This window comes from Actinoplanes derwentensis (assembly GCF_900104725.1).
GTDB classification, from domain to species: Bacteria; Actinomycetota; Actinomycetes; order Mycobacteriales; family Micromonosporaceae; genus Actinoplanes; species Actinoplanes derwentensis.
The window spans coordinates 3514444-3527087 of the sequence record NZ_LT629758.1 but is presented as its reverse complement, the minus strand read 5'-3'; the positions used below and the strand labels follow the sequence as shown (position 1 = coordinate 3527087).

At 67.8% G+C, this 12644-nt stretch carries 11 protein-coding genes; all 11 read left to right on the top strand.

The window, feature by feature from the left end; genetic code table 11:
• Window positions 1-4: 4 nt before the first annotated feature.
• Window positions 5-1864 carry a DUF2264 domain-containing protein gene (locus BLU81_RS15520; protein WP_373873245.1) on the top strand — a complete coding sequence of 620 codons (1860 nt, stop codon included), beginning with the start codon at window positions 5-7 and terminating at the stop codon, window positions 1862-1864.
• Window positions 1861-3144: an ABC transporter substrate-binding protein gene (locus BLU81_RS15515; RefSeq protein ID WP_092545326.1), complete on the top strand. Its 1284-nt coding sequence runs from the start codon at window positions 1861-1863 to the stop codon at window positions 3142-3144. The genes BLU81_RS15520 and BLU81_RS15515 overlap by 4 nt, the downstream gene beginning before the upstream one ends.
• Before the next feature lie 56 nt (window positions 3145-3200).
• Window positions 3201-4109, top strand: a complete 909-nt coding sequence (locus BLU81_RS15510; protein ID WP_092545325.1) for a carbohydrate ABC transporter permease — start codon at window positions 3201-3203, stop codon at window positions 4107-4109.
• On the top strand, window positions 4106-4927 hold the full coding sequence (locus BLU81_RS15505; protein WP_092545324.1) for a carbohydrate ABC transporter permease: 822 nt from the start codon (window positions 4106-4108) through the stop codon (window positions 4925-4927). The genes BLU81_RS15510 and BLU81_RS15505 overlap by 4 nt, the downstream gene beginning before the upstream one ends.
• Complete coding sequence (locus tag BLU81_RS15500) at window positions 4924-5547, top strand: hypothetical protein (RefSeq protein WP_092545323.1); 624 nt, start codon at window positions 4924-4926, stop codon at window positions 5545-5547. Before BLU81_RS15505 ends, BLU81_RS15500 begins: the two co-directional genes overlap by 4 nt.
• Window positions 5544-6683 (top strand): glycoside hydrolase family 88 protein, encoded by a 1140-nt coding sequence (locus BLU81_RS15495; RefSeq protein WP_092545322.1) that lies wholly within the window; start codon window positions 5544-5546, stop codon window positions 6681-6683. Before BLU81_RS15500 ends, BLU81_RS15495 begins: the two co-directional genes overlap by 4 nt.
• Before the next feature lie 12 nt (window positions 6684-6695).
• Window positions 6696-7520 (top strand): 5-deoxy-glucuronate isomerase, encoded by an 825-nt coding sequence (gene iolB / locus BLU81_RS15490; protein ID WP_092545321.1) that lies wholly within the window; start codon window positions 6696-6698, stop codon window positions 7518-7520.
• Window positions 7520-8200, top strand: a complete 681-nt coding sequence (locus tag BLU81_RS15485) for an SDR family oxidoreductase (RefSeq protein ID WP_092545320.1) — start codon at window positions 7520-7522, stop codon at window positions 8198-8200. Before iolB ends, BLU81_RS15485 begins: the two co-directional genes overlap by 1 nt.
• 71 nt (window positions 8201-8271) lie before the next feature.
• Window positions 8272-9429 (top strand): trans-sulfuration enzyme family protein, encoded by a 1158-nt coding sequence (locus tag BLU81_RS15480; protein WP_092545319.1) that lies wholly within the window; start codon window positions 8272-8274, stop codon window positions 9427-9429.
• Window positions 9430-9477: 48 nt separating this feature from the next.
• Entirely contained in the window at window positions 9478-10083 is a 606-nt protein-coding gene (locus tag BLU81_RS15475) for a TetR family transcriptional regulator (RefSeq protein WP_092545318.1), read from the top strand.
• Between the two features lie 24 nt (window positions 10084-10107).
• Window positions 10108-12534: an MMPL family transporter gene (locus tag BLU81_RS15470; RefSeq protein WP_092545317.1), complete on the top strand. Its 2427-nt coding sequence runs from the start codon at window positions 10108-10110 to the stop codon at window positions 12532-12534.
• Window positions 12535-12644 lie beyond the last annotated feature (110 nt).

Genomic DNA, 12644 nt, shown 5'->3' with positions numbered 1-12644 from the left:
TGATGTGCCCGCGTTGAACCCTGCCCTCGCCAGCCGATCCGACTGGACCGGATACGCCGACCGCCTGCTCGCCGCCACCGTCCGTCACTCGTCACCGAACCGTGCGCAGATCCTGCTGCCGGGTGCCGAGGGTGGTTACGGCCGTGCGGTCGACGGACTGGAAGGTTTCGCCCGGACGTTCCTGACGGCCGGCTTCCGGATCGCCGGTGAGCGTGGCCAAGGCCAGGACGAGCTGCTCGAACGCTATGCGGCCGGGCTAGTGGCGGGCGTAGATCCGGGTTCCTCCGAGCGGTGGGTACGCCTGACCGAGCACGCCCAGGCCAAAGTGGAAGCCGCCTCGATCGCGCTGATCCTGGACATGACCCGGCCGTGGCTGTGGGACCGCCTCGACAGCGTGGTGCAGGAACAAGTCGTCGACTACCTGTCCCCGGCGGTCGGCGACGACACGTACCCGCGGATCAACTGGGTCTGGTTCCGCCTGGTCGTGCAGACGTTCCTGAAGTCGGTCGGCGGGCCCTACTCCGACGCCGAGATGGAAGCGGATCTCGCCACCCACGAGACGTTCCGCCGCGCGGACGGCTGGCTGGCCGACGGCGCGTCCCGGGCCTACGACCACTACACCGGCTGGGCGCTGCACCTGTACCCGGTGCTGTGGTCGCGGATGTCCGGTGCACCTTCACTGAGCGCGACTTCCAAAAAGGACCTCGATCGTTTCCTCACCGACGCTCTCGCCCTGGTCGGCGCGAACGGATCACCCCTGATCCAGGGCCGCAGCCTGATCTACCGGTTCGCCGCCGCCGCGCCGTTCTGGGCGGGCGTGCTGGCCGGCGTACCGTCGCATTCGCTCGGGCAGTTGAAACACGCGGCGGGCAGCATCGTCGGGCACTTCGAGCAGGACCTGCTCACACTCGGCTGGCACCATGAGTGGCCGCGGTTGGCCCAGTCCTACTCGGGACCTGGTTCGCCGTACTGGGCCAGCAAGGGTTTGCTCGGTATCGCTCTTCCCGAGGATCATCCGGTGTGGGCGGCTGACCCCGAGCTGCTGCCGGTGGAGACCGGTGACGTGCTGCGGGCGGTTCGCGCGCCGGGTTGGCTGATCTCCGGAACGAAGGCCGACGGGGTCGTGCGGGTGATCAACCACGGGACCGATCACGGCTTCGAGGGTGTTCCCGGCGGGGATTCGCCGCTCTACGCCCGGCTCGGGTACTCGACGGCCACCTCGCCGGTGCTCGACGACAGCGGCTGGACCGACCCGCTCGACCAGTCGGTGGTCCTCGTCGACACGGCCGGGCGCCGATCGCACCGGACCGGTATGCGCACTCTCGCCGTACACCTCGACGGGTCTGTCGGGGTGGGGGGTTCGGTCGCCGAGGCGCACTGGCTGGACCCTGATCCGCCGGCCCGCAACCACGGCGAAGGCCTCCCCGGAAAACTCCGCCGGGCCGGTCGCATCACCACGTTCTCACTGGTCCGCGGCCCGTGGGAGATCCGCCTCGTCCGGGTGGCAGAGACCGCCCCGGATGCGGTGGCGCTCCGCATCGGCGGCTGGCCGCTCCCGTTCTCGCGTGCCGAGCCGGGGTCCGATCCGGGCCTCGGCACGCCACGCAGCAGGGTGGTGCCGCTCCTCGGTGACGGGGCCAGCGGCAGCACCGAGTTCGAGGACGCCTCGCCGGTCGGCGATCTGATCCGCGTGCCGTGGGCCGAGTTCTCGGCCACCGGGGACTGGGTCGCCGTGCTCGTCGAGTCGTCCACCCGGCGTGACGAGGCACCGTGTCGCGTCGAGATGCACCACGGGCAGGTCCGGATCGTCTGGCCGGACGCCGTTGAAACACATACCCGCATCGCTATGGAGGAGTACGAATGAAGCGCTCCCTCGCCGCTGTCACGGCGCTCCTATTGGTCTTGTCCGGCTGCAGCAGTGACGGCGACTCGGAGGATTCCGGGCCGATCTCGTTGAGTCTGGCCGCGTGGAGTCTCGCGACCACGCCGGAGTTCCAGAAACTCGCCGACGGGTTCAAGGCCGCACACCCGGACATCGCCGTCGAGGTCAAGGAGTACGACGCCAAGAACTACGACACCCAGATGATCGCGGACCTGGCCGCCGGCAAAGCCCCGGACATCTACGTGCAGAAGAACCTGAAGAACTTCTACACCTACCAGAACGGCAAGCAACTGCTCGACGTGTCCGACGTGGCCGCCAAGCTGAGCTCCGATCTGGGTGGGCTGAGCGGTTACCAGGTCGACGGCAAGACCTGGGCGATCCCGTACCGGGCCGACTCGTGGGTGCTCTATTACAACAAGGCGCTGTTCGACAAGGCCGGTGTGAAGCACCCGGACGGTTCCTGGACCTGGGCCGAGTACGCCGCCACCGCCAAGGAACTGACCACCAAGCTGAAGGCGAAGAGCGACAAGGCGCTCGGCACCTACCAGCACACCTGGCAGTCCACCTCGCAGGGCCCGGCGCTGGCCCAGACCGCCGGTGCCAGCCTGGACAGCGGGAACTTCGGATTCCTGAAGCCCTACTACGAGACCGCACTCGACCTGCAGGCCGCGGGTGCACAGGTCGGCCTGGGTGACGCCACCACCAACAGCCTCACCTACCAGGCCCAGTTCGGTAAGCAGTCGACCGGCATGATGATCATGGGGAGCTGGTACATCGCGACTCTGCTCAGCCAGCAGGCCAAGGGCGATGCTGACACCTTCGACTGGGGTCTCGCGCCGATGCCGCAGCAGACCAAGGCCACCACCGGCACGTCGGCCACCCCGGTGACCTTCGGCGACCCGACCGGTCTCGGTATCAACCCGAAGATCAGCGAGCGGAAGATCCAGGCGGCCAAGGACTTCCTGGCGTACGCCGCGAGCCCGGAAGCCGCCAAGGCCCTGGCCGGCATCGGGGTCACCCCGGCCGACACGGCGTCCGCCGTCGACACCATCTTCGCGCTCAAGGGTGTGCCCACCGACGAGCTGTCGAAGTTCACCTTCACCGCGCACGACACCAAGCCGGAGAACCCGGTCTCGCAGTACACCGCCCCGCTGCAGAACATCCTCAACGACCTGCACACCGCGGTCCTGTCCGGCAGCAAGCCGATCGACGCGGCCATCACCGAGGCCCAGGACCGGGCCAAGAACGAGGTCCTGAAGTAAGTGCCTCTCCGCGGGCCCTGGACCAGGGCCCGCGGACCTAACTCTGGAGCTCGTCAATGACCACAACAGTCGCCGGGGCCCGCCGCCGGCGCGGCCGGGTCGTCGCGCGCAACACCGCGCTGGGCTGGTCGTTCCTGCTGCCCAACTTCGCCGGATTCACGCTGCTCACGCTGGTTCCGGTGGGGCTGCTGTTCTACTACGCGTTCACCGAGTGGAACGTCTTCGGTGGAGCGACCTGGACCGGGCTGGACAACTTCCGCCAGCTCGCCGGGGACAGCAGCTTCTGGACGGCGCTGGGCAACACCGTCTACTACGCCGCCTTCCACATCCCGCTCACCCTGGCCGTGTCGCTCGGACTGGCGCTGCTGCTCAACCGCAGACTGCGCGGGGTGGCGTTCTTCCGGACGGTCGCGTTCTTCCCGTACATCACCTCCATCGTGGCCATCGCGCAGATCTGGAACATGCTGCTCAGCCCGGGATTCGGGCCGGTCAACGAGGTGCTGCGGTTCATCGGGGTGGCGAACCCGCCCGGCTGGACCACCTCGGCGGACTGGTCGATGCCGGCCGTCATCCTGGTCAGCACCTGGCGCGACATGGGCTACTACATGCTGCTGTTCCTCGCCGGGCTGCAGACCATCCCGAAACAGTTACACGAGGCCGCGATGGTCGACGGCGCGAGCGCGTGGGACCGGTTCCGGGCGGTCACCCTGCCGGGACTGCGGCCCACCACGTTCTTCGTCACCGTGCTGCTCACCATCAACAGCTTCAAGGTCTTCGACATCATCCTGGTGATGACCGACGGCGGGCCCGGCCAGTCCACCCTGGTGCTGTCGCAGTACATCTTCCAGAAGGGCTTCGAGGAGAACCAGTTCGGTTACGCGTCAGCGGTCTCCATCGTGCTCTTCGCGCTCTGTTTCGTGGTCACGGTCATTCAGTTCATCGTCAACAAACGGGGGAGCCGATGACCACCCGAATCGTGCGGGTCCTCGCCTATCTGGCACTCGCCGCAGCCGGAATCGTGGTGCTCCTGCCGTTCTACTGGATGGTGATGTCGTCGCTGAAGACCAACAACGACGTCTTCAGCATCCCGGTCAGATGGATCACCAGCGATCCGGTGTGGAGCAACTACGCCGACATCTGGACCAGGTCCGAGATGACCACCTGGCTCGGCAACACCGTATTCCTGTCCGCGCTCGTCACCTTCCTGCAACTTCTCACCGGCAGCTTCGCGGCGTACGGGTTTTCGAAGATCCAGTTTCCGGGGCGGGACGTGTTGTTCCTCGCCTACATCGGCACCCTGGCCGTGCCGTGGGCGTCGTACATGGTCCCGCAGTTCGTGCTGATGACGAAGTTCCAGCTCACCGACACGATCTGGTCGATCGTGGCACTGCAGGCGTTCGGTGCGATCGGCGTGTTCATGATGAAACAGTTCTACGAGAGCATCCCGGACGAACTGCTGGACGCGGCCCGCATCGACGGAATGAGCGAATACGGCATCTACCGCCGGATCATGCTGCCGCTGTCGGTGCCCGCCCTGGCCAGCCTCGCTTTGATCACGCTGGTGAACACCTGGAACGACTACCTCGGGCCACTGCTCTACCTGCGCAGCCCCGACCTGTGGACGATCCAGCTCGGACTCAAGTCGTTCATCAGCCAGTACAACGCCGAGTACGCGCTGATCATGACCGGCTCGGTGCTGTCCGTCCTGCCGGTCGTGGTGATCTTCCTGTTCGGGCAGCGCTACTTCGTCGAAGGTGTCGCGACGACCGGGCTCAAGGGATGAGGCACTGGCGGATCTTCCAGGGCGTGTACACCGCCCTGATGACCAACCTGCTGCTCGCGATCGCCTGCGCGCCGCTGGTGCTGATCGTGCTGACCACCGACCCGTCCCGGACATGGCCGCTGCTCGTGCTGTTCGCGCCGCTGGCCGGGCCGGCTCTGGTGGCGGCGTTCACCGTGCTCTCTCTTCTTGAAGTCGGCGCCTTCTGGAAAGCCTGGCGCGCCTCGGCACGGCCCGCTCTGACCACCGGCGCCATGGCAACCGTCGCTCTGCTCGTGCTCGGCGTCGACGCGGCGTGGGCCTGGGATCGGCCGATCGGCGCGGTGCTGCTGCCGGTGATCGTGGTGGCGATGACACTGATCGCGGTCACTACGATTCTCGTGCTGGTGGCGCTCGCTGAGAAACCCGGGATCCGGCTGCGCGACGCCGTTCGGGTAAGCCTCTTCCTGGGCGTACGGCGCTGGTATCTGAGCCTGTTCTCACTGTTCGTGCTGGCTCTGTTCGAGGCCCTGCTGGCGGCGAAACCGGCCCTGGCACTCGGCATCGCGGCCAGCCCACTGATCTACATCGTCTGGGCGAACAGCAAGTTCACGCTCAACCCGCTGATCGAAAGGACGCTATGACGGCGATCGCCGACCAGACCGGAGCCGCGGTGACCGCCGCACTGCGCACCATCGACGCCAACATCGAGGCCTTCGGGGAACGCTATCCGGCCGACACCACCACCGACGACCGCTATTCCCCCCGTCCCGCGAACACCGGCTGGACCACCAGTTTCTGGCCGGGCATGCTGTGGGTCGCGCACGATCTGAGTGGCGAGGAGCAACACCGGAAAGCGGCGCTCGCCCACGTACGCTCATTCGTGGACCGCGTCGACCACGGCATCGATCTGGACACGCACGACCTCGGTTTCCTCTATACGCTGTCGTGTGTGACCGCCTGGCGCCGGACCCGTGATCCGGAGGCCGAACGGGCCGCCCTGTCCGCCGCCGACCACCTGCTCCGGCGGGTGCTGCCGTCCGCCGGAATCATTCAGGCCTGGGGCGATCTGGCCGATCCACGCCAGCAGGGCCGCACCATCGTGGACAGCTTGATGAACACACCGTTGCTGTTCTGGGCCAGCCGGACCAGCGGCGATCCGAAGTACGCGGCGGCGGCCCGGCGGCACGCCGCGCAGTTGCGGGAACATCTGCTGCGGCCGGACGACACGACCTATCACACGTTCTACTGGGATCCGGCCACCGGCGAACCGCTGCGGGGCGAGACCGAGCAGGGCAGTGGGGACGAGTCGTGCTGGGCGCGGGGGCAGGCTTGGGGAATTTACGGGTTCACGCTCAATCACCAGTACACCGGGGATCCGACACTGCTGGCCGCCGCGATCCGGTGTGCCGACTATTTCCTCGCGCATCTGCCCGCCGACGGGGTGGCGCATTGGGACCTGATCTTCGCTGCTTCCGGGGTTGATGAGGAACGGGACAGTTCGGCGGCGGCCATCGCGGTCAACGGGCTGCTGGAACTCGCACCTCTGGTGGCGCCCGCGCTCGGAACCCGGTATCGAGATGCCGCGCTACGCATTCTGCACTCGCTGATCGAGGGCTATTCGACGGTGTCGCGTCCCGATTCCAACGCGCTGCTGTTGCACGGTGTGTACGACAAACCCAAGAACGTCGGGGTGGACGAGGGAAACCTGTGGGGGGACTACTTCTACATGGAGGCCCTCGCCCGCGTCACCCGGCCCGGCTGGAAACACCCCTGGTAAGGAGCTTCATCCATGGAGTACAAGTTTCACACCAACATCCCGGCGGCCGAGGGACTGAACTCGCTGCCGTTCAACCCGTGCTCGCTACTCGATTTCCAGCTGTTGAAGCTCGCGGCGGGGGAGTCGTGGTCGGGAAGTTCAGGCGACCGGGAGATCCTCGCGGTGATTCTGGGCGGGACCGCTGATTTCACCGTCGGCGGGGTCGAATTCGACGCGGTCGGTGGGCGGGCCGACGTGTTCTCGGGGAAGCCCCACTCCGTCTATATTCCCTTCAATCACGACGTCACGGTCACGGCGGTGTCGGATGTCGAGATCGCCCTGCCGAGCGCACCCAGCGACCTCGATGCCGAGCCCTACGTGATCGCGCCCGACCAGGTCGCCGAAGGGCGGTGGGGAGCGGCCAACTTCGGCCGTAACTTCCACCAGATCCTGACCGAGATCGCTCAGCCTGACCTGCCGGCTCGGCGGTTGATCGTGGGGGAGACGTTCACGCCCTCCGGTAACTGGAGCACCTACCCGCCGCATCGGCACAAGACGGACGATCTGCCGGCCGAGGCGGCGCACGAGGAGATGTACTACTTCCGGGTGGCCCCGCAGGGTGGCTTCGGGATCTGCCGCCTCTACACCGACGAGGGTTACGAGGAGAACTTCACCGTCCGGGACCACGGCATGCACATGATGCCCGAGGGTTACCACACGGTGGTCAGCGCGCCCGGCTACACCACGTACTACCTGTGGTTCCTCGCCGGAACCCAGCGTACCCAGGGCGCCCACGAGGACACCGACCTGAAGTGGGTCGGCCAGACCGTGCCCACGCTGCGCAACCTGGGACTCTGATGGTCAGCTTCCGTCTGGACGGCCGGGTGGCCCTGGTGACCGGCGGCAACCGTGGTCTCGGCCAGGCCTGCGCGGACGCCCTGGCCGAAGCGGGCGCCTCGGTGATCGCGGTCGGCAGTAAGGAACTGGACCTGGCCACCGCTGACCTGCGCGGTTATGTGGACGGACTGGACCGGTTGGACATCCTGGTCAACAACGCCGGGATCATCCGCCGCACCGACGCCGTCGACGTGACCGATGACGACTGGGATGACGTGTTTACCGTCAACGTCGACGCCGCGTTCCGGCTCAGTCAGGCGGCCGGGCGGCGGATGCTGGCCCAGGGTTCCGGGAAGATCATCAACATCGCGTCGATGCTGTCGTTCCAGGGTGGGGTCCGGGTGCCCGCCTACACCGCCAGCAAACACGCCATCCTGGGCTTGACCAAGGCGCTGGCCAACGAATGGGCCGGGCGGGGGGTCAACGTCAACGCGATCGCTCCCGGTTACATGGCCACCGACAACACTGCCGCCCTGCGTGACGACCCGGTCCGCAGCGCGGCCATCCTGGACCGGATCCCGGCCGGCCGCTGGGGCGAGCCCGACGACCTGAAAGGCGCGGTCGTCTTCCTCGCCTCGGACGCCGCCCGCTACGTGCACGGCACGGTCATCCCGGTCGACGGGGGCTGGCTGGCCCGCTGAAGACGTCGTGCCACGGCCCGCCGACCGCCATCGGGGGGCCGTGGCGCGGCCCGGTGCGTCAAGATCGGGTCATGCGTCCTGAGACTCGCGCCGTCCACGTCCGGGTACCCGTCCCGGACAGCACACCGCTCGCCGCCCCGCTCTACCAGACGTCGTCGTTCGCCTTCGACGATCCGGCGCTCCTGGCCGAGGGGCTGAACCATCCAGACCGGGGGTACGCGTACTCCCGGTTCACCAATCCGACCGTGCGCGCGCTGGAGGAGGCCGTCACCGGTCTGGAGGGTGGGACGGCGGCCATCGCCACCGCCTCCGGGATGGGCGCGATCTCCCTGCTCCTGCACGGTCTGCTGCGCGCCGGGGACCACGTGATCGCTCAGCACACCCTGTACGGCGGCACCCACGCCAAACTGCGTGACCTGGCCGACCGCTACGACATCGGGGTCACCTTCGTGACCGGCCACGACCCGGACGAGGTGCGGCAGGCGATCACTGCGCGCACCCGGGTCCTCTACCTGGAGACCATCGCCAACCCGACCGGCCACTCCAGCGACCTGCCGGTGCTCGCCCCGATCGCGAAGGCCGCCGGGGTGCTGACGATCGTCGACAACACGTTCGTCACGCCGCTGTTCTGCCGGCCGATCGAACACGGCGCCGACGTGGTCGTCCACTCGGTCACCAAGTTCCTCGGCGGGCACAGCGACGTGACCGGCGGTGTCGCGGTCTTCGCCGACGACGCTCTGCACCGGCGGGTGTGGGAGCACGCGGTCGAGTTCGGTTCGGTCGCCGACCCGTTCGCCGCCTGGCTCACGCTGCGCGGCATCCAGACCCTGCCGCTGCGGGTGGAACGGCACGCCGCCAACGTCGCCCGCGTCGCGGGCTTCCTCGCCGGCCATCCGGCGGTCGAGCGGGTGCTGTGGACCGGGTCGCCGGACCACCCCAGCCATGCGGTCGCCGAGACCTACATCACCGGGTTCCCGGCGCCTTTTTGTTTCGACCTCGCCGGCGGGTTCGACGCGGGACTGCATTTCCAGCGTTCGGTACGGGTGATCAAGCTCGCCGCTTCCCTCGGTGGCACCCAGACGCTGATCCTGCACCCGGCCGGTTCCACCCACCGTCAGCTCGACGAGCAGCAGTTGGCAGCGGCGTCGATCGGTCCCGGCACGATCCGGATCGCGGTCGGCATCGAACACGCTGATGATCTGATCGCCGATCTGGCACGTGCCCTGTAGAGGGACCCGCCGTGCACCTAGTGCAACGATGCACTTAGTGTAGGAACTGTGACGATCCCTCTGGACCGGAGATCCGCGCTCAAGGCACGCCACCGGCAGGCGATCCTCGACGCGGCGGCGGCCCTGATCGGTGAGGGCGTCCGGTTCAGCGTCGACCAGCTCGCCGACCGGGCCGACGTCTCCCGGCGCACCATCTTCAACCACTTCGTCTCGGTCGACGACGTGGTCACGACCGTCTGCACCGAGATGCTCGGCCAGGCCATCCGCGGGTTCCGGGACACCTTCACCGCGGGCGGCCGGCCGTCGATGTTCGACGACATCGCCGAGGCGCTGCGGGCCACCGACGTACCGAGCATCATCGGTTTCATCTGGCATGCCCTCGGCGGGTTCACCCCCGACGACCCGCGGCCCAACCAGATCTTCCTCGCCACGTTCTCCCGGACCGCCGACGAGGTGGCCCGCGACCTGGCCGTCCGCTATCCCGAGGTGGACCCGCTCGACGCGGCGGTCCTGGTCAGCTCCCTGATGAACGGGGTCGTCGTGGTCGCCAAACACTGGATCGCCGCGACCGACGCCGCCACCGACGACCGTTCCCGCGAACTCTGGAACCACTCCCTCGACCGCATGATCTCCACAGTCCGTACCGGGTACTAGACCTCTCACAAAAGGAACGACACATTGGCCGAGCTTCTTTACCGCCTGGGCCGGTTCTGTGCCCGGCGGGCCAAGGCAGTCCTGGCGACCTGGCTCGTGATCCTGGGCCTGGCCGTCTCCGGCTACTTCGTCGCCCGCGGCGAACTGTCCCCGGTCGTCGACATCCCCGGCACCGAGACCCAGAAGGTCAGTGACCGGCTCGGCGAGCGGCTCCCGGTCGCGGCCGGTGGCAACGGCAAACTCGTCTTCCACACCGTCGACCAGACCCCGCTGACCGACACCCAGCAGACCAGCATCACCAACCTGCTCAAGTCGACCGCGAACCTCGACGGTGTCGGCTCCACCACCGATCCGTTCGCGATCCAGAAGCAGATCGCCGACCGGAACGCACAGGTCACCGACGGTCTGAAGCAGATCGCCGACGGCCGCGCCCAGATCGCCGACGGCCAGAACCAGATCAACCAGGCCAAGGCGTTCTGGGCCGACCTCGACGCGGCCACCAAGGCCGAAGTGGACGCCAACCAGAAGCTCCTCATCGAGAAGACCGCCGAGCTGGAGACCAACGCCGCCAAGCTGGTCCGCGGCCAGCAGCTGCTCGCCATGTCGTCGGCGATCCGCACGGTGTCCGCAGACGGTTCCACCGCCGTGGCCCAGGTGCAGTTCGAGGTGCCGCAGCTCGACGTCACCCCGGAGACCAAGGCCGCCCTGATCGCCCACGTCAGCGCGGGTGTGCCGGCCGGGGTCAAGGTCGAGTTCTCCAACGAGATCACTCAGAACGTGCCGGAGATCCTCGGCGTCGGCGAGGTGGCCGGCCTGGTCATCGCCGCGATCACCCTGCTGGTCATGCTGCGGACCCTGATCGGTGCCGTGCTGCCCCTGCTCAGTGCCCTGACCGGGGTCGGCATCGGCGTCACCGCGTCACTCGCGCTCTCCGGCGTCGTCGAGATGCTGTCGATCACCCCGGTGCTCGGCGTCATGCTGGGCCTCGCGGTCGGCATCGACTACAGCCTGTTCATCCTCAACCGGCACCGGCGGCAACTGCTCGACGGCGTCGAGTTCGAGGAGTCGATCGGGCTGGCCAACGGCACCTCCGGCAACGCGGTCGTGTTCGCCGGGTCCACCGTGCTGGTCGCCCTGCTCGCCCTCAACGTGACCGGCATCCCGTTCCTCGGCCTGATGGGTACGGTGGCCGCGATCTGTGTGGCGGTGGCCGTCCTCATCGCGGTGACCCTCACCCCGGCTCTGCTGGCGCTGATCGGCACCCGGGTCCTCAACCGCAAGGCCCACGCCGAGAAGCCCGCCACGGTCAAGCCGATGAGCACCGGCCGTGCCGTGATCACCGTTCTCGCGCTGCTCGCGGCGCTGATCACGGTGGCGATCCCGGCCGCGTCGATGCGGCTCGGCCTGCCCGACGGCTCGTCCGAAGCCCAGGACTCCACCCAGTACCAGGCGTTCACGATGATCGGCGAGAAGTTCGGCCCCGGCGTCAACGGTTCCCTCGTCGTCGTCGCCGACCTGCCGGCCGCCCTCACCGGCGACGACCTGCAGGCCGAACAGGTCCGCATCGGCAACCTGCTGCTGGCCCAGAACCACGTCGCGGCGGTCGCCCCGATCGGTGCCTCCGCCGACAACAGGACGCTCGGTTTCCAGATCATTCCCACCGAGGGCCCGACCACCGCCGCCACCGAGCAGCTGGTCCACGACCTGCGGGGCCTCTCGCCGATCACCGGTGACGTCACCCTCGGCGTGGCCGGCTCGGCCAGCGGCAACATCGACATCTCCGACAAGCTGGACAACGCGCTGCCCGGTTACCTGGGCCTGGTCATCGGCATCTCGCTGATCATCATGATCCTGGTCTTCCGGTCCATCCTGGTGCCGGTTACCGCCACCCTCGGCTTCATCCTGTCGCTGTTCGCCACGTTCGGCGGCATCACGGCGATCTTCCAGTGGGGCTGGCTCGGCGCGCTCTTCGGCATCCACGACCCCGGCCCGGTGCTGAGCTTCCTGCCGACCATTCTGATCGGCATCCTGTTCGGCCTGGCCATGGACTACCAGTTGTTCCTGGTCTCCGGCATGCGCGAGGCCTACGCCCACGGTGCCCCCGCCCGCCTCGCCGTCCAGCAGGGCGTGCACGCCGGCCGCACGGTCGTCACCGCGGCCGCGATCATCATGATCTCGGTCTTCGGCGGTTTCATCTTCTCCAACACGGCGATGATCCGCTCGCTCGGCTTCGGCCTGGCCTTCGGTGTCCTGGTCGACGCCTTCCTGGTCCGCATGCTGCTGATCCCGGCCGTCATGCACCTGCTCGGCGACGCGGCCTGGTGGATCCCCCGCTGGCTGGACCGCATCCTGCCCAACGTGGACGTCGAGGGCGCCGCCCTGGAACGTGCCCACCCCGTCCCCCAACACCGCCAGCCCCACTCCGAACCAGCGGAGCCGGCCTTGCGCTGATCGGCCCTGACCGCCCTGCACTGATCCACCTCTGACGAACCTCGCTGCCGGTCCCATCCCGACCGGCAGCGAGGTTTCTTCTCGTCCCGGCCTTTCGGCGGCGCGTAACC

Excerpts from the sequence above, each read along its gene's own strand:
- BLU81_RS15515 (WP_092545326.1), top strand. The coding sequence starts at position 1,861 with ATGAAGCGCTCCCTCGCCGCTGTCACGGCGCTCCTATTGGTCTTGTCC.
- BLU81_RS15510 (WP_092545325.1), top strand. The coding sequence starts at position 3,201 with ATGACCACAACAGTCGCCGGGGCCCGCCGCCGGCGCGGCCGGGTCGTC.
- BLU81_RS15505 (WP_092545324.1), top strand. The coding sequence starts at position 4,106 with ATGACCACCCGAATCGTGCGGGTCCTCGCCTATCTGGCACTCGCCGCA.
- BLU81_RS15500 (WP_092545323.1), top strand. The coding sequence starts at position 4,924 with ATGAGGCACTGGCGGATCTTCCAGGGCGTGTACACCGCCCTGATGACC.
- BLU81_RS15495 (WP_092545322.1), top strand. The coding sequence starts at position 5,544 with ATGACGGCGATCGCCGACCAGACCGGAGCCGCGGTGACCGCCGCACTG.
- iolB (WP_092545321.1), top strand. The coding sequence starts at position 6,696 with ATGGAGTACAAGTTTCACACCAACATCCCGGCGGCCGAGGGACTGAAC.
- BLU81_RS15485 (WP_092545320.1), top strand. The coding sequence starts at position 7,520 with ATGGTCAGCTTCCGTCTGGACGGCCGGGTGGCCCTGGTGACCGGCGGC.
- BLU81_RS15480 (WP_092545319.1), top strand. The coding sequence starts at position 8,272 with ATGCGTCCTGAGACTCGCGCCGTCCACGTCCGGGTACCCGTCCCGGAC.